The sequence below is a fragment of the Agrobacterium sp. 22-223-1 genome (genome assembly GCF_053522385.1).
Map to the genome: position 1 here is coordinate 56,142 of NZ_JBNWCN010000004.1, position 18,928 is coordinate 75,069.

Sequence of the window (18,928 nt, forward strand, 5' to 3'; positions counted from 1 at the left end):
AAGGAGCGGCGCGCCGTTCGTGCCGCTCCATCATGGCATTTTTCATGCGGAACCTGCTCAATGTCCGAAACGGCACCACTTCTGGAAGCACGCGCCATCGGCAAATCCTTTCTGGGGATCACGGCGCTCGATGGCGTCGATTTTTCGCTTGGACATGGTGAAATCCATGCCCTGCTCGGCGAAAACGGCGCGGGTAAATCGACGCTCATCAAAATCCTGACCGGCGTTTATCACCGCGACAGCGGCTCGATCTTTCTGGAGGGCAGCGAGATTTCGCCCGCCAATGTGGGCGAGGCGCAGGCGCTCGGCATCGGCACGGTCTATCAGGAAGTGAACCTTCTCGAAAACTTGACGGTTGCCGAAAACCTGTTTCTCGGCCGCCAACCGCGCCGCTTCGGGCTGATCGACCGCAACACGATGCAAAAGAATTCGCAGGCGCTGCTTGCCCAATACGGGCTTTCCATCGATGTCAACGCGCTTCTTTCAAGTTATTCCGTCGCCATCCGGCAAATCATCGCCATTGCCCGCGCCGTCGATCTTTCCGGCAAGGTGCTGGTGCTGGACGAGCCAACCGCCAGCCTTGATGCCCATGAGGTCGAGATGCTGTTCGGGGTTTTGAAAAACCTGCGCGCCCGCGGCATCGGCATCGTCATCATCACCCACTTCCTCAATCAGGTCTATGATATCGCCGACCGGGTGACGGTGCTGCGCAATGGCCGCCTCGTCGGCACCCGCGACATCGGCAGCCTGCCGAGATCCGAACTCATTTCGATGATGCTCGGTCGCGAGCTTCAGCACATTACCCATGACCATCAGGCGACCGAAGATACGGTTGCCGAGGGCGAGCCGCCGATCCGTTTCGAAGGTTACGGCAAACGCGGCAGCATCGGGCCCTTCGATCTCGGCATCCGCCCGGGAGAAATCGTCGGCGTCGCCGGTCTCCTTGGCTCCGGCCGAACCGAAACCGCCTTCCTGCTGTTCGGCATCGACCGGCCCGATACCGGCACGGCGACAATCGACGGAAAGACGGCGGCGATTTCGTCTCCTGAAGCTGCGATCTCGGCCGGGTTCGGATTCTGTCCGGAAGAGCGCAAGACGGACGGCATCATCGGCGACTTCTCCGTTACCGATAATATTGCCCTGGCGCTGCAGGCACGGCAGGGCTGGGCACGGCCGCTCTCGCGCCGGCAGAAGGCTGAGCTTGCCGAAAGCTTTATCAAGTCGCTCGATATCCGCCCGGCCGACCCCGACCGGCCGATCAAATTCCTGTCCGGCGGCAATCAGCAGAAGGCCATTCTGGCGCGCTGGCTCGCCACCCAGCCCCGGCTGCTGATCCTCGACGAGCCGACACGCGGCATCGATATCGGCGCGCATGCGGAAATCCTGAAAATGATCGAAAAACTCTGCAGCGAGGGCATGTCGCTTGTCGTCATCTCCTCCGAACTGGAAGAGCTTACCGCCGTCGCCCATCGTGTCGTCGTGCTCTCCGACCGCCGCCATGTCAGCGAATTGAAGGGCGGCGAGGTGACCGCCGACAACATCATGCGGGCGATTGCCGATGCGGCGAAAACGGAGGCGGCGTGATGACAGCAATGACACGACGCTTCAAAAGGCTTGCTCCCCAGCTTGCCGCGCTCTTCATCATTCTGGCAGCGATTACAATCCTTTCGCCGGGTTTCCTGCATGTCTCGTTCCAGAACGGCCGGCTCTATGGCAGTCTGGTGGATATTCTCGTGCGCGCCGCACCGGTCGCGCTGTTGACCATCGGCATGACGCTGGTCATCGCCACCAAGGGCATTGATCTTTCCATCGGCGCGGTCATTGCCATCTGCGGCGCGGTCGCTGCCACGCTCATCAGCAACGGCCATTCCATTCCTTCGGTCATTGTCATCTCGCTTGCGGTGGGCATTGCCTGCGGTCTGTGGAACGGCGTGCTGGTCGCCCTGCTCGACATACAGCCGATCATCGCCACCTTGATCCTGATGGTGGCGGGGCGCGGCATCGCCCAGCTCATCACCGAAGGCGTCATTCTCACCTTCAACAATGACAGCTTTGCCGCCATCGGTTCCGGCGCATTCGCTGGCATTCCGCTGCCCGTCATCATCTGGGTGGCGGCCGCACTGCTGATCGGCCTTCTGGTGCGCAAGAGCGCGCTCGGTTTCCTGATCGAGGCGACCGGCATCAATCGCCGCGCCGCAGCGCTTGCCGGTGTGCGGGCGCGCTTCCTGCTGTTTTTCGTCTATGCCGTCTCCGGCCTCTGCGCGGCCATCGCCGGCATGATCGTGACCGCCGACATTCGCGGCGCGGATGCCAACAATGCCGGGCTTTGGCTGGAGCTGGACGCCATCCTCGCCGTTGTCATCGGCGGCACCTCGCTGAATGGCGGGCGCTTCTCCATCACCGCCTCGCTGATCGGCGCGCTCATCATCCAGACCATCAATACTGGCATTCTCGTCTCGGGCTTTCCGCCGGAATTCAACCTCATCATCAAGGCCGGCATCATCATGGTGGTGCTGACGCTGCAATCGCCGGCGATCATGACGGTGCTGGGCTTCGTGAAAGCGCCCAAGCCACACGCCAAACCGGCCGCCGCCAATGGCATGACCAAGGAAGGAACCGCGCGATGATCCACAGCCGCAACCTGCCCTTCCTCACCACGCTGACGATCTTCGTCATCGCCTATCTCCTCTGCGTGCTGCAATATCCGGCGATCTTTTCCACGCGGGTGATCGGCAATCTTCTCACCGACAACGCCTTTCTCGGCATTGCGGCGGTCGGCATGACCTTCGTCATCCTGTCTGGCGGCATCGATCTCTCCATCGGTTCGGTCATTGCGTTTACCAGCGTCTTCGTGGCCGTGATGGTCGGCACCTATAATGTGCATCCGCTGCTCGCCTTCGCCATCGTGCTGGTTGTCTCGACATTGTTCGGCTGCCTGATGGGGGCGATGATCCGCTTCCTCGCCATCCCGCCCTTCGTGGTAACGCTGGCGGGCATGTTTCTGGCGCGCGGCGCGGCTTACCTCATCTCCACCCAGTCCGTGCCGATCTCGCATCCCTTCATCGATGCGATACAGGGTTTTTATTACCGCTTCCCCGGTGGCGGCAGGCTGACGGCGCTCGCCATGCTGATGCTTCTCGTCTTTGCCGCAGGCATGCTGATCGCCAGCCGCACCCGCTTTGGCGCCAATGTCTATGCGCTCGGTGGCAACCCGCAATCGGCCGAGCTGATGGGCGTGCCGATCGGGGCGACGACCATCGGCATCTATGCGCTTTCCGGCTTTCTCTCCGGCCTCGCCGGCATCGTCTATACGCTCTACACTTCGTCAGGTTATTCGCTGGCGACGGTGGGCGTGGAACTCGACGCCATCGCCGCCGTCGTCATTGGCGGCACGCTTTTGACCGGCGGCACGGGGCTGGTGGCGGGAACCTTCATCGGCCTTCTGATACAGGGCTTGATCCAGACCTACATCGTTTTTGACGGGACGCTTTCCTCCTGGTGGACGAAAATCGTCATCGGTGTGCTGCTTTTCATCTTCATCGTGTTGCAGCGCGCAATCATCTGGTATTCAAACAGGAGACTGGCCGGACCGCATCCGGCATAATTGCCAAGGGAGGCTTGCTTGGGGCTGCTCGAAACGACGATAAGCGGGCGAAAACGCCGGAACAGCCACGCCCATGTGGTCTCCGAACTCGGCAGCGCCATCGTCTCGGGCAGAATTGCGGAAGGCTCCCTGCTGCCCAATGACGCGGAACTCTCCATGCGCTTCGGCGTCTCGCGCACCGTGCTGCGCGAAACCATGAAGACGCTGGCGGCCAAGCGGCTGGTGGAGCCCAAGGCGAAGGTCGGCACCCGCGTTCTCGACCGCTCAAGCTGGAACTTCTTCGATCCGGATGTGCTGGGCTGGCGCTGCGAGGCCGGCATAGACCAGGAATTCGTCACGCATCTGGCGGAGATCCGCCTGGCGCTGGAACCGGCGGCGGCGGCGGCAGCGGCCCTGCAGGCCTCCAATGACGATATCGTTTCGCTTTACGTCATCGCCGCCAAATTCGACAATCCGAAACATACGCCCGAAAGCATCGCCAAGGTCGATCTCGAATTCCACCTTGCCGTGGCGCATATGTCCGGCAATCCCTTCATGCGCTCGGCAAGCGGGCTGATCGAAGCAGCACTTGCCATTTCCTTCCAGCTCTCGTCGCCGGCCGCTTCGCCTGGCACCATCGCCGAAATCGCGTCCAATCATCTGCGTATCGTGCATGCGATTGCGGCGCGTGACGCGGATGCGGCGGTGAAAGCCATGCGCCACGTGATCGAGGTCGGTAAAGACCGGACGCAGAAGGCGATCAAGACGGTTTGAGGAGGAGTAGGACCCGCAGGAATGCGGGTCCGGTTTCTTCGACCAATTACCCCTGCGATGCCTCGACCTGCGGCACCACGCCACGGCGCGACGCCATCAGCGATGCGCCGAGAAGGGCGGCAATCGCCACGAAGACGAAAACCATCGTCGCCCCCTGAAGATCGATCAGCAGGCCGCCCAGAACCGCACCGCTGGAAATGGCGATCTGGAACGTGGTGAGCAGCAGCGCACCGGCGCTTTCCGCCTCATCGGAAGCGGCCCGCGTGATGAAGCTCTGCACACTGACCGGAAGCGCACCGAAGGCAAAGCCCCAGGAGGCAATGGCAAGGCCGGCAATCAGGGGCGACGCACCCGCAACGACCAGAACGGAAGCCGATGCCGCGATGAGAGTCGCGGCGAACGTCACTGCCCATGCCGTGTTTTTCTCGGAGAGGAAACCGCCGAAAAGATTACCGAAAAAACCGCCGACACCATAAACCAGAAGGACGAGGGAAATCGCCTCGACGCCAAGAAGCGTCACATCTTCCAGGAACGGACGGACATAGGTGAAGCCGGCAAAGTGACCCGCAACGATGAACAGCGTCGTCAGAAGGCCGATCCGGACCTGCGGCCGCTGCAACAGGCGGAACATGGTGGAAAGACCGGGTGCGCCAGCCGGCGGTAGCGACGGAACGGTGAGCAATTGCACGAGAAGTGCGATGACACCGAGCGCACCCGCAACGACAAAGGCCGAGCGCCAGCCAAGCGTCGCGCCGATCCACGCGCCCACCGGCGCTGCACAGACGGTGGCAACCGAAACCCCTGTCAGGATGATGGCCATGGCGCGCGGCATCTTTTCAAGCGGCACGAGCCTCAGCGCCAGCGCCGCCGACATGGCCCAGAAGCCGCCAAGGCCGATGCCGAGCAGGACACGCGAGGCGAACAGCATGAAAAGACCGTTGGCGAAGGCGGCCAGCGTGCTGGAAATGATCAGCAGCGTGGTCAGCCCAAGCAATGTCCAGCGACGGTCGATGCTGCGTGTGCCGATGACGACGCCGGGGCCGGCGACCGCCGCGACCAGCGCCGTAACGGTGATGGATTGACCGGCAATGCCGGAGCTGACGGCGAGATCGGCCGAAAGCGGCGTGAGAAGGCTGACCGGCAGGAATTCCGCCGTCACCAGCCCAAAAACGCCGAGCGAAAGCGAAACCACGGCCGCCCATTTCGCATCCGGCTCTGTCTTGCGCGGCACATATTCAAGCTCGTTTATGGTCCGGTTGTTCATGAAAATCTCCTGATGCGCATTCCCGGAATGCGTCCTGAAACGGAAAGGCGAAATGGTGAAACCGGTGGGAGTCCGGTTCAACAACCGCAAATCGATGCACATAAGCTATGCGTGACATCCCGGCGTTTCCATGCTAGAAAATCCATATTCCTTAACCAAACATCCGAATTTGCGAGAGCGCCATGAATGATGCCCTGACCGAAATGTTGCGTGGCCTGAGGCTCGATGGTGTCGAATACGGCCGGTGCCGCATGGCCACACCCTGGGCGACGGCCTTTCCCGAACAGGAAGCCGCGCGGTTTCATTTCATCGGCGTCGGTCAGGCGAAATTGCAGAAACCTTCCGGCGAATGGCTGACGCTGACCTGCGGTGACGCCGTGCTTCTGCCGCGAGGGCACGCCCATGTGCTGGGCAGCGGCGAGGATGTGAAACCCACCCTTTTCGACCGCTTCGGCAAGAAGGAAGTCTGCCAGGGCATCTTCGACATGGAATGCGCGAGCGCCGGCGGCGATACCGTCGCCTTTACCGCCTCGATGCGTTTCAACATGGACAATCTGCACCCGCTGCTGCAGCTGATGCCGGATGTGATGCTGACCAGCGATCTGGCCAAAAGCGACCCGGCTATCCCCCATCTGCTGGAAGCCATGACGCGCGAGGTGGAACTGAACCGCGTGGGCGCGGGCGGCATTCTGGCACGGCTTGCCGATGTGCTGACCGCGACGTTGATCCGCACATGGGTGGAATATGGCTGCGGCGATTCCAGCGGCTGGCTGGCCGCCGTGCGCAATCCCGAACTCGGGCGGGTATTGGCCGCCATCCACCTCAACCCCGAAAAGGACTGGAGCGTGGAGGAGCTTGCCTCGCTGATGGGCGCATCCCGCTCCAGTTTCGCGGAACGTTTCACCCGCATAGTGGGCGAAAGCCCGGCCCGTTATGTGGTGCGCGTGCGCATGCATCAGGCGCGGCTGTGGCTGCGCGAAGGCATGCGCGTAACGCTGGCGGCGGAAAAGCTCGGTTACGATTCCGAAGCCTCCTTCAGCCGCGCCTTCAAACGCGTGCTCGGCGCGCCGCCCAGCCAGTTCCGCAGGAAGGACACGGCCGGGCTGGAGGATGCGGCTTAAAAACTTCAAATAAAACGGATATGGATACGGGGTGAAATCAGATCCGCTTGACGCGAAAGCGTGAGGTTCGGGGAGCATCCACCATGAGCATTGCCGACGACGCCCGTTTCTGGAACCGGTCTGCCCGGAAATATGCCGGGGGCAAGATTTCGGACGAAACCGGATATGCGCGCACGCTGGAACGGACCCACGCCCTGCTGAAACCGGATGACAGGGTACTGGAACTGGGCTGCGGCACCGGGACAACGGCAATCCGGCTGGCAGGCGGGGTCAAAAACTATCTTGCGACGGATATTTCCGCCGACATGATTGCGATTGCCGAGGAAAGAAAACACGCCGCCGGCTCTCTCACCAACCTCGTTTTCAGCATGGCTACCGTGGAAACGCTTGTGCCCGACCCCGCGCAGTTTAACGCGGTTCTGGGTTTCAATTACCTTCATCTGGTCCGCGATCTGCCCGGCACATTGCGGCGCATCCATTCCCTGCTCACCGCGCAGGGGCTTCTCATTACCAAGACACCCTGCGTCGGCGATATGAACCCACTCATCCGCCTTGTGTTGCCAGCCATGCGCGCAATCGGCAAGGCGCCCTATGCCGGCATCTTCACCGCCACCGAGTTGAGCCGACATATAACAGCCGGAGGCTTCGACATTCTGGCCACGGAATTCCACGCGACAAAGGGCAATGACAAGCGGCCTTATATCGTGGCGCATAAAAGATAATCTGAACCGCCTTTTCAATGAAAATTGCGGGAAATGACCTTTATCCGCTCCACATCATCTTCATCATCGACTGTAGCCGGCGGGTGTTTCCTAATAGTGCGATGATCCTCCGGCGGCATGCCGTGGTGGAACTCATCGCCACGCCCATGCGGCAGGGGAAAGGCACGGTTGCGCTCGCCCACACTTGCCAGCGCTTCCGACAGATCGGCCAACCGGTGGGCGACCAGATGCACCACCTCGCCTTCCCGCTGGATCTTGCCGTAAATGCCGACCATGCCGGCAGACAGCACCACACGCCGGTATTTTTCGAAGGTATTGACCCAAAGGACAGCGTTGGCAATGCCCGTCTCATCCTCCAGCGTCATGAAAATCACGCCCTTGGCCGAGCCGGGGCGCTGGCGCACCAGCACCAGACCCGCCGTTTCCAGCCATGTGCCATCCCGCACACGCACCGCCTCCGCACAGGTAACGATGCGACGGCGGGAAAGATCGCGCCGCAGGAAGGTCATGGGATGTTCGCGCAGGGTGAGCCCCACATGACCGTAATCCTGCACCACCTCGCCGCCATCCGTCATGGGCCTGAGCGCGACGGCGGGTTCCTGAAGCTCGTCCACGACAGCATTTTCCCGGCTGGCGGCGGCGGCAAAAAGCGGCAGCGGCTCGTCCCGCAAAGCCTTGATGGCCCAGAGCGCTTCACGTCTGGCAAGCGAAAGCGACGGCAGAAAGGCATCGGCTTCGGCCAGACAGACGAGGGCAGCGGCAGGAGCGCCGGCCCTGCGCCAGAGATCATCCACCGAGGCAAAAGCCCGGTCCTGCCGGCCGGCGACGATATCGGCAGCGTGTTTGTTGGAAAGTCCCTTCACCAGACGCATACCTAGCCGCACGGCATAACGCTCTCTGCCATTGGTGTCCCTCTTGCCGGTCGGTTCCAGCGTGCAGTCGAAGCGGCTATTATTGACGCAGACCGGGCGCACCTCCACGCCATGATCACGCGCATCGCGCACGATCTGCGCCGGGGCGTAAAACCCCATGGGTTGCGAATTGAGAAGCGCCGTGCAGAAAATATCAGGATGGTGGCACTTCAGCCATGAGGAAGCATAAGCAATCAGCGCGAAGGAAGCCGCATGGCTTTCGGGGAAACCATAGCTGCCGAAACCTTCGAGCTGTTTGAAGATACGTTCGGCGAATTCCTGCTCATAACCGCGCGCGACCATGCCATCGATCAGGTCTTGCCTGAATTTGGAGATGGTGCCGACATTCTTGAAGGTTGCCATGGCACGGCGCAACTGATCCGCCTTGCCGGGGGAGAAACCCGCGCATTCGATGGCGACGCGCATGGCCTGCTCCTGAAACAGCGGAACGCCGAGCGTCTTGCCCAGCACTCCTCTCAATTCCTCCTTCGGATAATGTTCATCCTCTTTCTTGTCACGGCGTCGCAAATATGGGTGCACCATATCACCCTGAATGGGGCCAGGACGAACAATGGCGACCTGAATGACGAGGTCGTAGAATTTTGCCGGCTTCAGACGCGGCAGCATCGACATCTGCGCCCGGCTTTCAATCTGGAAGGTGCCGAGCGTATCGGCCTTCTGGATCATCTCATAGGTGGGATCGTCATCCTGCGGCACGGTAGCGAGATCGTACTTATCACCAGTACGTTCTTCCAGCATGTTGAAGCCGCGCTTCATGCAGGAGAGCATGCCGAGCGCCAGACAGTCCATTTTCATGAACCTCATGATATCGACATCGTCCTTGTCCCATTCGATGATCTGCCGCTTGTCCATGGCAGCGGGTTCGATCGGGACCAGTTCATCCAGCCGGTCATGGGTCAAGACGAAGCCCCCCGGATGCTGGCTGTGGTGACGCGGCGTGCCTACAAGCTGGTTGGCCAGTTCAAGGGCAAGCTTCAGACGACGATCCTCCATATTGAGGTTCAGCTCCTTCACCTGCTTCTCGTCTACCTCTTCGCTCCAGCCCCAGACCTGTGAGGATAGAAGTTTCGTCAAATCTTCGGGCAGGCCCAGAACCTTGCCGACATCGCGCAAGGCCCCGCGCCCGCGATAACGGGTGACGACCGAGCACAGTGCGGCCTTGTCGCGACCATAGGTATCATAGACCCACTGGATGACCTCCTCGCGCCGCTGATGTTCGAAATCCACATCGATATCAGGCGGTTCGCGCCGCTCCTCAGAAACGAAACGTTCAAACAGGAGATCGACCTTGACGGGATCGATGGCGGTAATGCCAAGCACGTAACACACCACCGAATTGGCGGCCGAGCCACGTCCCTGACAGAGAATATCCAGCGAGCGTGCATGGCGAACGATAGCATTCACCGTCAGGAAATAGGGAGCGTATTCCAGTCTGCCGATCAGGCCAAGTTCGTGATGCAAAGCCTTTTCAACCTTCTCCGGCAAACCATGCGGATAACGCCCCGGCACCGCCTCCCAGACCAGCTTTTCCAGCGCCTGCTGCGCCGTTAGCCCTGGCAGGGTGCGCTCCTCGGGATATTGATAGACCAGTTCCTTCAGCGAAAATTTGCAGCGCTTCGCGATTTCAAGGCTGCGGGCCAGCGCTTCGGGATAGCGGGCAAACAGCCGGTGCATTTCTTCCGACGGCTTCATATAGCGGTCGGCATGGCGTTCGCGCCGGAAACCCGCCTCATCGATGGTGCAATTGTGCCTGATGCAGGTGACGACATCCTGCAGCATGCGCCGCTCGGGCACATGAAACAGCACGTCATTGGTCACCACGGTCGGGACATCTGCGGCTAGCGCCATGTTCGACAGTTCGAAAAGACGCATCTGGTCGTTGGGCCGTCTTCGGAGGCTAAGCGCCATATAGGCCCGGTCCGCAAAGGCTGTCTTCAGCCGGCGCAGGCGAAGCGCGCAGAGATCGTCTGCCAGATCGGCGAGCAGCACCACGATCAGGCCTTCGCCATAGGTAACGAGGTCATCCCATGTCAGCCGGCATTTGCCCTTGCCCCCCCTTTTCTTGCCAACGGAAAGCAGCCGGCAAAGCCGGCCATAAGCCGCGCGATCCATGGGATAGGCAAGCACGGAGATATCATCATCCAGATCGAGCCGGCAGCCGATGACGAGGCGGATGCCATGATTATTGGCGGCTTCGTAAGCGCGGGGAATGCCCGCAAGGCTGTTGCGATCCACGATGCCCAGCGTCTCGATGCCAAGATTTTTGGCCTGTTCGAACAGCTCCTCACAGGAGCTTGCACCGCGCAGGAAGGAGAAATGCGTGGTCACCTGAAGTTCGGCATAAAGCGGCGTATTCATGCGAAAACCCCGTGGATGAACCAGCCCTGCGAGCCGGTCTCGGCATGTTCGCCGTCACCGGAACGGAAAATCCAGAAGCGCTCGCCGCTTTCATTTTCCACCGTGAAATAATCGCGCACAGCGGCCTTTTCCCGGTCGCGTTTCCACCATTCGCCGAACACCCGCTCCGGCCCATCGGCGCGGCGCACATTGTGGCGAATGCCCTTCCAGAGGAAATAACGCGGCGGATGGTCCGGCAGCAGCGCCAGCGTCTCGATGGCTTCCGGCCTTGCAAAAAGCCTGACCGGACGCGGCCAGTGACCGGGCCAGCCGAGCGTATCCTCAGGCGCAAGCGCCGCAACGGGGGCAACGGAGCGCTCCGGCACATCGCTCGCCACCGCCGCATAACGATAGACCCTGTGACCGCGGTTGAGGATAACATCGACCGTATCGGCGATGTCCACGCGTCCCTCCTCCAGAAGCGAGGAACGGGCCTGCGCGGCGACAAGCGGCTCGGCATGGGTGGCGGTCAGCACCATCATCTCGATGCCGAAACCGGGATCGATGGTGTCGATACGGTCGGTCAGAAGCCGGACAAGCTGCTTGACATCGCGCACCGGTCTGGAGGTGCCGGCCCGCACCGCCTGCAGGCCGCTATCCACCCGGTGCAGCACCAGATCGACACGGCGGGCGCCGAGGCCGCGCTTTTCCAGTGCGACACAAAGCTCCGCAACCAGCTTTTGCGTGTAACGGGCAATCGTTTCCGCCGCCGCAATCGGCTCGGGAAAGGCGCGGCGCACCTCCACCAGCTCGGCCACGCGCACCGGTTCTATGGGTTCGCCGATCTCTCCGAAAGCCTGGGAAAGACGGCGCACGAGCTCGGGGCCGAAACGCAGGGTCAGCGGCGCGCGCGGGGCTTCGGCAAGCTCGCCGATGCTGCGGAAACCGAGCACCTTCAGCCCGGAAACGATACGCTCTTCCAGCCTGAGCGCAGAAAGCGGCAAGCCGCTGATCGCCACCCGCTGCCCGCCCGGCGGCACGATGCCGATCTCCTCGCGGCCAAAGCGCGCCAGCGCATGGGCAGCCCCCCAGCTATCGGCAATGGCGGCGCGGGCGGCAAAACCGGCGGCATGCAGGCGGTTGACCATGCCGCTCAGCATCAGCGCCTCATTGCCATGCAGATGGTCCGCACCCGCTGTGTCCAGCACCAGCCCGTCCGGCGGGTCGGCGGCGACAATGGGGGCATAGATGCGCAGGAAATGAAAGGCCAGCTGCTGCAGCGCGCGGGCATCACCAGCCGTATCCATATCTTCCACGATAAGGCCCGGCACCAGCGCCTGCGCCTTGCTGACCGGCGTGCTGGGCCGGATGCCGGCCGCCTTTGCCGCCTTGTCGAGCGCCAGCACCAGCCGGCGGCTGCCCTGGCGGCCGATCATGACCAGCGGCTTTTCAACCGGCGGCGCGTCCTTGCCCGAAAGACGCCGGAAACGATCCGTCGGCCATGTCGGCAGGTAGAGCGAGACGACCCTTTGCATCACAGGCTTCCACTTCAAATTCGGCACTTTCGCCGCCACGACATCGCAAAAGTTCCAGAAACCAGCGCGGTCTGCCCACCCCCGGCACCGGCAAGGGGGATGAGGGCCGGACGGAGATGCGCCAGCGGGTCACCGCCGCCGTCGGCTCTCCGAACAGCGCCGCATCGGCCGCACGCCGGAAACGGCGGATGGCAACGCCTGTAACACCGGAGGTTTCCGCCGCCAGTTGCAGCCGCCGCGAGGCGTTCATCGGCAGTTTTGCCACTTCGCCCATCACCGCGCCGAAGCCGTTGCAGCGCAAACCCTCCTCGAAACAGTCGAGCACACCTTTCTCATCACGGCATTCAACGATGATGACCCGGTTCTGCGACAGGCCCGCCTGCGTCAGCCCCGGCATGAACAGATCCCGGCGGGTGACACACCATAAAACCTTGCCGGAAAGCCGTGCTGCCACACCGGCCGCAAAAAGGGCGGCCGCCGCGCCATCGGCAGCGCCATTGCCGCCGCCGCTCACCTCATGCAGACAACCGAGCTTCAGCCCGCCTCCCGGCAGGTGGTGGTCGATGGCATCCACGCCGAAAGGCAAGGTCTCGTGCAGGCGCGGAGCGCCGTTACCGATCCTTTCCAGCCTTTCACGCAGCTCTTCCACAACGAGCAACTGATCCGCGCGCTTTTGCATGGCATGACAGGTTTCAATTCCGGATTTTCAATTCTATTGTTCCTGTTTTGTTCTTATTTCAGCAAAGAGTCAAGCAATGCAGTGCCGCTCTTCAACAGTTTGCACGGGAAGAGCGGGATTATGGCCTTGCGGCCATACGTGCCGCCGCTAAAACGGAATTGTCCGGCCGGCCGTCTGTTTTCGCATGAAGACGACCGAGGCAGGACCTCAAGGTTTTTGGAGGAAAGCCGCCCATGATCGCCAGCATTCTGATTGCCGTGGTTGCGGCCATCCACATCTACATCGTCATTCTGGAAATGCTGCTGTGGGAAAAGCCCGCTGGCCGCAAAGCCTTCGGCCTTTCTGCGGATTTTGCCCGGCAGACAAAAGTGCTGGCCGCCAATCAGGGCCTTTATAACGGGTTTCTGGCGGCGGGGCTGATCTATGGGCTGATGCAGGGCGATGAAGGGCTGAGTTTCAAGGTGTTCTTCCTCGCCTGCGTTCTGGTGGCCGGTATTTTCGGCGCCATGACAGCCAATATGAAGATCCTGTTCATTCAGGCATTGCCGGCATTGTTCGCGCTCGGCTTCCTCTGGATCGGAGTATGAACCGATGAGCGCATGGAACGACACGTCCGCAAGAGACGCTCTCAACCGCATATTCATGGCCGCCGTCGCGAGCGCCGATCCCGCAAAGGTGCTGCAACACCATCTTCCTTCCCCGCCCAAGGGCAGATGTGTGGTGGTGGGCGCTGGCAAGGCTTCGGCCGCCATGGCCGCCGCGCTTGAAGCGGCATGGCCGCATGTCGATCTCTCCGGTGTGGTGGTGACACGTTACGGCCATGCCGCCCCGACCACACGCATCGAGATCATCGAGGCCTCGCACCCCGTGCCCGACGATAAAAGCGCGGAAGCGGCAAAACGCATTCTTGCCGCCGTTGAGGGGCTGACGGCGGACGACATGGTGATCGCGCTGATTTCCGGCGGCGGTTCGGCGCTGATGGTGGCGCCTGCCGAAGGCATGACGCTTGCCGACAAGATGGCCGTCAATCGTGCCCTTTTGGCCAGCGGTGCGACGATTTCCGAAATGAACGCGGTGCGCAAACATCTCTCCCGCATCAAGGGCGGACGGCTGGCGCTGGCCGCCAAGCCGGCCAAGGTTGTTTCTCTGCTGATTTCGGATGTGCCGGGTGACGATCCGTCCGAAATCGCCTCCGGCCCGACGGTTGCAGATCCGAGCGATATTGAAACCGTGCGGGAAATCGTCTCCCGTTATGCGCTCGATCTTCCCGAAACGGTGCGCAGGGTGCTGGAAAAGGGTGAGGAAACACCGAAAGCGGGCGATATTGAAGAGGATATCCGGCTGATCGCAGCCCCCTCGCTCGCCCTGCAGGCAGCGGCGGATGAGGCCGTAAAGCTCGGGCTTACGCCGCTTATCCTCGGGGATTCGCTGGAGGGCGAGTCAAAAGATGTCGGCGCTGTCATGGCCGGTATCGCTCTTTCCGCCAGCCGCAAGGGCCTGCCGGTCAAGGGCCCGGCCGTACTGCTTTCCGGCGGCGAAACCACAGTGACGATCGGCAAGGGGCCGGCCGGCAAGGGCGGCCGCAACACGGAATTCCTGCTGAGCCTTGCGCTGACGCTCAAAGGTGCGGAAGGCATCTGGGCCATTGCCGGCGATAGCGACGGCATAGACGGCGTGGAGGATGCGGCGGGTGCGGTGGTGACACCGGACACGCTTGCCCGCATGCGCAAAGCCGGTGTCGATCCGCGTCAGTCGCTCATGAGCCACGACAGCTACACCGCTTTCAAGGCAGCAGGAGACCTTGTCGTGACGGGGCCGACGCTGACGAATGTGAATGATATCCGCGCGATCTTGATCGGATGATAGCGGAGAAGTTAGCAGCGATTACGGGCTTTCCCGCGCGTGGATCGCGGAGGGAAGACGTTTTGACTATGCCCTCGGACAGGAGTAATCTGGCAGGATATCCTTTGGAGCCTCAGCCATGCGTCCTGGAGTGCTCATACTTGGCCTGATCATGGCCCTTATTCCGACTTTGGCGGATGCCCACAATTGCAAATGCCGAAATCGCGGCGTCATGTTCCAGCTCGGCCAGACATCCTGCCTGAAGGTCGATGGCGGCTCTTATCTCGCGCGCTGCGAGATGAAGCTCAACGTTTCGTCCTGGACCAAGCTTCAGGACGGTTGCCCCATAACGGAAAGGGTGCAGACGCAGACGACACGCGTTAATTGATAACGTCGTCAGATGGGGCAGACCAAGCTCCACATCCCGGCCACCCTACAGCCGTCAACTTCTGCCGTTAACCGATAGTCCTGAGCCCAAAGAGCTGCGCGATGACGCAAGCGCGCGCCGCTTGTTTCTTCTCCCCGTCGGGGAGAAGGTCGCGGCAGCGGGATGAGGGGGCACCGGTAGAGATAAACCGAGAGCTTGCCCCCTCATCCGACCCTTCGGGCCACCTTCTCCCCGGCGGGGAGAAGAAATACGCCGCGCACAATCTTACAGCTTCACCCAGCCGCCATTCTTCTTGGCGGACTCGATGCAGGCCGTGACGAAAGCGACACCTTTAACCCCGTCATCCACGGTCGGGTAAATCACCGCCTTGTCGAGCGCCGAGCCGGTGCGGCGGGCTTCGATGGCATGCGCCGCCTCGGTGTAGATGGTGGCGAAGGCTTCGAGATAACCTTCAGGGTGGCCGGACGGAATGCGGGTGACGCGCGCTGCGGCAGCCCCTGCCCCGGCGCCGCCACGGGTGATCAACTGCTTGGGCTCGCCAAGCTTCGTGAACCAGAGATAGTTCGGGTCGGCCTGCGTCCACTCGATGCCGGCCTTGTCGCCATAAACACGAACCTTCAGCCCGTTTTCGTGGCCGACCGCAACCTGGCTGCACCAGAGCAGCCCCTTGGCCGCCTGCTTGCCGCCCTTCGGCTTGAAGCGCAGCATCACATGCGCATTGTCGTCAAGCCGGCGGCCTTCGACAAAGGTGTGCACATCCGCCGCCAGCTCATCCGCTTCCAGACCGGAAATGAAGCAGCCGAGATTATAGGCGTGGGTGCCGATATCGCCGGTGGAGCCGCCGACGCCCGATTGCGCCGGATCGGTACGCCAGACAGCCTGTTTCGCACCGGTCTGTTCCACCGCCTCCGTCAGCCAGTCCTGCGGATATTCCATCTGCACCAGACGGATATTGCCGAGTTCACCGGCCTCCACGATTTCCCGCGCGTGCCGCACCATGGGATAGCCGGTATAATTATGCGTCAGGATGAACAGCGCATCGGCCTTGTCGGCCACCTGCTTCAGCTTTTTGGCGTCCTCCAGATTGGAGGTCAGCGGCTTGTCGCAGATGACATGGATGCCGCGCTCCAGAAACGCCTTGGCGGCCGGATAATGCACATGGTTGGGCGTGACGATCGCCACCGCCTCTATGCCATCCTCGCGCAGCGCTTCCTTTTCGGCCATTTCCTCGAACGAACCGTAGCAGCGCTCGGGATCGAGCCCCAGCTCACGGCCGGAAGCGAGGGATTTTTCCGGCGTCGAGGACAGGGCCCCCGCCACGAGATCGAAGCGATTGTCGAGCCGCGCGGCCATGCGGTGAACGCCGCCGATAAATGCACCCGAACCGCCCCCCACCATGCCAAGGCGAATCCGCCTGTTCGCCTTGTCGGTTGTCTTTCCTTCAATAGCCATAATATCTCCCCTGAAATGCTCTCAAAGCCCAAGCATACGGCGGTTGGCCGCGTCGTCCGTGCCGCTCGATGCGAAATCGTCAAAGGCTTTTTCCGTGACACGGATGATATGCGCCTTGACGAATTCGGCTCCTTCCCGAGCACCGTCTTCAGGGTGCTTCAGCGCGCATTCCCATTCGACTACGGCCCAGCCATCGAAATCATTGGCCGCCATTTTCGAGAAAACCGCACCGAAATCCACCTGCCCGTCGCCCAGCGAACGGAACCGGCCAGCCCGCTCCACCCAGCCCTGATAACCGCCATAAACGCCTTGCCGCCCGGTCGGATTGAACTCCGCATCCTTGACGTGGAACATCTTGATACGGTCTTTGTAGATGTCGATATTGTCGAGATAATCGAGGCATTGCAGAATGTAATGCGAGGGATCGTAGAGCATGTTGGCGCGCTTGTGGTTCTTCACCCGCTCCAGGAACATCTCAAACGTCACGCCATCATGCAGGTCTTCGCCCGGATGGATTTCGTAGCAGACATCCACACCCTGCTCATCGGCGTAATCGAGGATCGGCGTCCAGCGTTTCGCCAGTTCGTCGAAGGCCGTTTCCACCAGACCAGCCGGGCGCTGCGGCCACGGGTAGACGAAGGGCCAGGCAAGCGCTCCGGAGAATGTGGCGTGGGCCTTGATGCCAAGGTTTTTCGACGCCTTCAGCGCCAGCTTCACCTGCTCCACCGCCCATTGCTGACGCGCCTTGGGGTTGCCGCGCACTTCCGGTGCGGCAAAACCGTCAAAGGCCTCGTCATAGGCGGGATGAACGGCGACAAGCTGGCCCTGCAGATGGGTGGAAAGCTCGGTCACTTCCACGCCGTTCTGGCGTGCGACACCGGCGAACTCGTCGCAATAATCTTTCGATTCCGCTGCTTTTTTGAGATCGATCAGCTGCCCGGCCCAGGTCGGCACCTGCACGCCGAGGTAGCCTTTTTCCGCCGCCCATTTGGTAATGCCGTCCCAGCTGTTGAAGGGTGCGGCATCGCCGGCAAACTGGCCGAGAAAAAGACCCGGCCCCTTGATCGTTCTCATAAAAATCTCCTCCTGCATCGATACAGTTTCGCGGTAATCCGCTTTTTTCCCAAGCGCCAAGCTAACCGCTCGTGATTTTCAAACAAGCCCCAAAAGCGGAGGGACGAGAGAATTTCCGCATTTCGTTGAAAATGCGGAAGGCGCTTAAAGCGCCAGTCCGCTCGCCCTGTCGAAGACATGCACACGCTCATGGTGCACGGTGGCGGCAAAGGGAGTGTTGACCTTGACCGGCTGCTCGCCATCCACCACCGCCGTCACATGATCGCCCGCCAGTTCGAAGATCACATGGGTCTGCGCACCTGTCGGCTCCACCAGCAGCGTCCGGCCGGAGAGCGACACATCGCCGCCGATGGCTGAGCCGATATGTTCCGGCCTCAAGCCAATCGTCACCGGCTGGCCGCGTTTGACCTTTCGGGAGGCGGCAATGCGGATCGCGGTTCCGTCCTTCAGCCGGGCCGCCGGCTGGTCTCCCTCGCCATCGACCACGCATTCGATGAGGTTCATGGCCGGCGAGCCGATGAAGGCCGCGACGAAGAGATTGGCGGGCGTCTTGTAGAGCTCGAGCGGCGTGCCCTGCTGTTCGATACGACCGTGATTGAGCACCACGACCCGGTCCGCCAATGTCATCGCCTCGATCTGGTCGTGGGTGACATAGATGGAGGTGGTGCCGACTTTCTGATGAAGCGCCTTGATTTCGCTGCGCATCTGCACGCGAAGCTTGGCGTCCAGATTGGAGAGCGGCTCATCGAACAGGAACACGGCCGGATTGCGCACGACGGCGCGGCCCATGGCGACGCGCTGGCGCTGGCCACCGGAAAGCTGCGAGGGCTTGCGATCCAGAAGCTTGCCAAGATCGAGCATGCGGGCGGCCTCCGCCACGCGCTCCTCGATGACGTTTTTCGGCTGGCCGGCAAGCTTCAGGTTGAAGCCCATGTTTTCGGCCACCGTCATATGCGGATAAAGCGCATAGGACTGGAACACCATGGCGATGTTGCGCTCGCGCGGGGTCATGCCGTTGACGACGGTGCCGCCGATGAGGATATCCCCATCGGTGATTTCCTCCAGCCCGGCGATCATGCGCAGAAGCGTGGACTTGCCGCAGCCGGAAGGGCCGACCAGCGCGATGAATTCGCCATCCGTAATATCAAGCGAGATGCCGTGAATGACATCGAGCGCGGCGTAGGACTTGGCGATATCCCTGAGTTCGACGGAAGCCATGTTTTGC

General features: G+C 61.5%; 16 protein-coding genes. 9 read left to right on the forward strand and 7 right to left on the reverse strand.

Going from position 1 to position 18,928, the window contains the following annotated elements:
- The first annotated feature begins 60 nt into the window (after positions 1-60).
- Genes ACQZ60_RS17840 through ACQZ60_RS17855 form a run of 4 tightly spaced genes read left to right on the forward strand, consistent with a single transcriptional unit; the run spans position 61 to position 4,357 of the window.
- The gene (locus ACQZ60_RS17840; protein WP_448735798.1) at positions 61-1,584 is read left to right on the forward strand and encodes a sugar ABC transporter ATP-binding protein; all 1,524 of its coding nucleotides are present in this window, start codon (positions 61-63) and stop codon (positions 1,582-1,584) included.
- The gene (locus ACQZ60_RS17845) at positions 1,584-2,627 is read left to right on the forward strand and encodes an ABC transporter permease (RefSeq protein ID WP_031233613.1); all 1,044 of its coding nucleotides are present in this window, start codon (positions 1,584-1,586) and stop codon (positions 2,625-2,627) included. The genes ACQZ60_RS17840 and ACQZ60_RS17845 overlap by 1 nt, the downstream gene beginning before the upstream one ends.
- Positions 2,624-3,604: a galactofuranose ABC transporter, permease protein YjfF gene (yjfF, locus tag ACQZ60_RS17850; protein WP_020809452.1), complete on the forward strand. Its 981-nt coding sequence runs from the start codon at positions 2,624-2,626 to the stop codon at positions 3,602-3,604. The genes ACQZ60_RS17845 and yjfF overlap by 4 nt, the downstream gene beginning before the upstream one ends.
- An 18-nt stretch (positions 3,605-3,622) precedes the next feature.
- Entirely contained in the window at positions 3,623-4,357 is a 735-nt protein-coding gene (locus ACQZ60_RS17855; protein ID WP_003523755.1) for a FadR/GntR family transcriptional regulator, read from the forward strand.
- A 46-nt stretch (positions 4,358-4,403) separates the two neighbouring features.
- Here ACQZ60_RS17855 and ACQZ60_RS17860 read toward each other — a convergent pair whose 3' ends face one another.
- Entirely contained in the window at positions 4,404-5,621 is a 1,218-nt protein-coding gene (locus tag ACQZ60_RS17860) for an MFS transporter (protein ID WP_031233615.1), read from the reverse strand.
- A gap of 182 nt (positions 5,622-5,803) precedes the next feature.
- On the opposite strand from ACQZ60_RS17860, the gene ACQZ60_RS17865 reads away from it, so the two are divergent.
- Both ACQZ60_RS17865 and ACQZ60_RS17870 read left to right on the forward strand, forming a co-directional pair.
- Complete coding sequence (locus ACQZ60_RS17865; protein ID WP_020809454.1) at positions 5,804-6,742, forward strand: AraC family transcriptional regulator; 939 nt, start codon at positions 5,804-5,806, stop codon at positions 6,740-6,742.
- Between the two features lie 83 nt (positions 6,743-6,825).
- Positions 6,826-7,464, forward strand: coding sequence for a class I SAM-dependent methyltransferase (locus ACQZ60_RS17870; protein WP_020809455.1), 639 nt, complete (start codon positions 6,826-6,828; stop codon positions 7,462-7,464).
- Between the two features lie 14 nt (positions 7,465-7,478).
- On the opposite strand, the gene ACQZ60_RS17875 is transcribed toward ACQZ60_RS17870, so the two are convergent.
- Genes ACQZ60_RS17875 through ACQZ60_RS17885 form a run of 3 tightly spaced genes read right to left on the reverse strand, consistent with a single transcriptional unit; the run spans position 7,479 to position 12,947 of the window.
- Positions 7,479-10,754 (reverse strand): error-prone DNA polymerase, encoded by a 3,276-nt coding sequence (locus ACQZ60_RS17875; RefSeq protein ID WP_020809456.1) that lies wholly within the window; start codon positions 10,752-10,754, stop codon positions 7,479-7,481.
- Complete coding sequence (locus ACQZ60_RS17880; RefSeq protein ID WP_020809457.1) at positions 10,751-12,268, reverse strand: Y-family DNA polymerase; 1,518 nt, start codon at positions 12,266-12,268, stop codon at positions 10,751-10,753. The genes ACQZ60_RS17875 and ACQZ60_RS17880 overlap by 4 nt, the downstream gene beginning before the upstream one ends.
- Positions 12,183-12,947: an ImuA family protein gene (locus tag ACQZ60_RS17885; protein ID WP_020809458.1), complete on the reverse strand. Its 765-nt coding sequence runs from the start codon at positions 12,945-12,947 to the stop codon at positions 12,183-12,185. The genes ACQZ60_RS17880 and ACQZ60_RS17885 overlap by 86 nt, the downstream gene beginning before the upstream one ends.
- A gap of 233 nt (positions 12,948-13,180) precedes the next feature.
- Between ACQZ60_RS17885 and ACQZ60_RS17890 the strand changes: the two genes are divergently transcribed.
- The 3 genes from ACQZ60_RS17890 to ACQZ60_RS17900 all read left to right on the forward strand — a co-directional run bounded on the left by ACQZ60_RS17890 (position 13,181) and on the right by ACQZ60_RS17900 (position 15,177).
- Positions 13,181-13,534: a DUF1304 domain-containing protein gene (locus ACQZ60_RS17890; protein ID WP_020809459.1), complete on the forward strand. Its 354-nt coding sequence runs from the start codon at positions 13,181-13,183 to the stop codon at positions 13,532-13,534.
- A 4-nt stretch (positions 13,535-13,538) separates the two neighbouring features.
- Positions 13,539-14,810, forward strand: a complete 1,272-nt coding sequence (locus tag ACQZ60_RS17895; RefSeq protein ID WP_020809460.1) for a glycerate kinase type-2 family protein — start codon at positions 13,539-13,541, stop codon at positions 14,808-14,810.
- 118 nt (positions 14,811-14,928) lie between these two features.
- Entirely contained in the window at positions 14,929-15,177 is a 249-nt protein-coding gene (locus ACQZ60_RS17900) for a hypothetical protein (RefSeq protein ID WP_020809461.1), read from the forward strand.
- A 264-nt stretch (positions 15,178-15,441) separates the two neighbouring features.
- Here the strand turns inward: ACQZ60_RS17900 and ACQZ60_RS17905 are convergent, their stop codons facing one another.
- From ACQZ60_RS17905 to ACQZ60_RS17915, 3 genes are all read right to left on the reverse strand, one after another.
- On the reverse strand, positions 15,442-16,629 hold the full coding sequence (locus ACQZ60_RS17905; RefSeq protein WP_020809462.1) for a Gfo/Idh/MocA family protein: 1,188 nt from the start codon (positions 16,627-16,629) through the stop codon (positions 15,442-15,444).
- Between the two features lie 21 nt (positions 16,630-16,650).
- Positions 16,651-17,703 (reverse strand): sugar phosphate isomerase/epimerase family protein, encoded by a 1,053-nt coding sequence (locus ACQZ60_RS17910; RefSeq protein ID WP_031233616.1) that lies wholly within the window; start codon positions 17,701-17,703, stop codon positions 16,651-16,653.
- Between the two features lie 144 nt (positions 17,704-17,847).
- Positions 17,848-18,921: an ABC transporter ATP-binding protein gene (locus ACQZ60_RS17915; RefSeq protein WP_020809464.1), complete on the reverse strand. Its 1,074-nt coding sequence runs from the start codon at positions 18,919-18,921 to the stop codon at positions 17,848-17,850.
- Between the last annotated feature and the right edge of the window lie 7 nt (positions 18,922-18,928).

What these genes read in the sequence shown, in the direction of transcription:
- ACQZ60_RS17900 (WP_020809461.1), top strand. Translation starts at nt 14,929, where the DNA reads ATGCGTCCTGGAGTGCTCATACTTGGCCTGATCATGGCCCTTATTCCG.
- ACQZ60_RS17880 (WP_020809457.1), bottom strand. Translation starts at nt 12,268, where the DNA reads ATGCAAAGGGTCGTCTCGCTCTACCTGCCGACATGGCCGACGGATCGT.
- ACQZ60_RS17915 (WP_020809464.1), bottom strand. Translation starts at nt 18,921, where the DNA reads ATGGCTTCCGTCGAACTCAGGGATATCGCCAAGTCCTACGCCGCGCTC.
- ACQZ60_RS17875 (WP_020809456.1), bottom strand. Translation starts at nt 10,754, where the DNA reads ATGAATACGCCGCTTTATGCCGAACTTCAGGTGACCACGCATTTCTCC.
- ACQZ60_RS17870 (WP_020809455.1), top strand. Translation starts at nt 6,826, where the DNA reads ATGAGCATTGCCGACGACGCCCGTTTCTGGAACCGGTCTGCCCGGAAA.
- yjfF (WP_020809452.1), top strand. Translation starts at nt 2,624, where the DNA reads ATGATCCACAGCCGCAACCTGCCCTTCCTCACCACGCTGACGATCTTC.
- ACQZ60_RS17895 (WP_020809460.1), top strand. Translation starts at nt 13,539, where the DNA reads ATGAGCGCATGGAACGACACGTCCGCAAGAGACGCTCTCAACCGCATA.
- ACQZ60_RS17905 (WP_020809462.1), bottom strand. Translation starts at nt 16,629, where the DNA reads ATGGCTATTGAAGGAAAGACAACCGACAAGGCGAACAGGCGGATTCGC.
- ACQZ60_RS17865 (WP_020809454.1), top strand. Translation starts at nt 5,804, where the DNA reads ATGAATGATGCCCTGACCGAAATGTTGCGTGGCCTGAGGCTCGATGGT.
- ACQZ60_RS17840 (WP_448735798.1), top strand. Translation starts at nt 61, where the DNA reads ATGTCCGAAACGGCACCACTTCTGGAAGCACGCGCCATCGGCAAATCC.
- ACQZ60_RS17845 (WP_031233613.1), top strand. Translation starts at nt 1,584, where the DNA reads ATGACAGCAATGACACGACGCTTCAAAAGGCTTGCTCCCCAGCTTGCC.
- ACQZ60_RS17885 (WP_020809458.1), bottom strand. Translation starts at nt 12,947, where the DNA reads ATGCAAAAGCGCGCGGATCAGTTGCTCGTTGTGGAAGAGCTGCGTGAA.
- ACQZ60_RS17890 (WP_020809459.1), top strand. Translation starts at nt 13,181, where the DNA reads ATGATCGCCAGCATTCTGATTGCCGTGGTTGCGGCCATCCACATCTAC.
- ACQZ60_RS17860 (WP_031233615.1), bottom strand. Translation starts at nt 5,621, where the DNA reads ATGAACAACCGGACCATAAACGAGCTTGAATATGTGCCGCGCAAGACA.
- ACQZ60_RS17910 (WP_031233616.1), bottom strand. Translation starts at nt 17,703, where the DNA reads ATGAGAACGATCAAGGGGCCGGGTCTTTTTCTCGGCCAGTTTGCCGGC.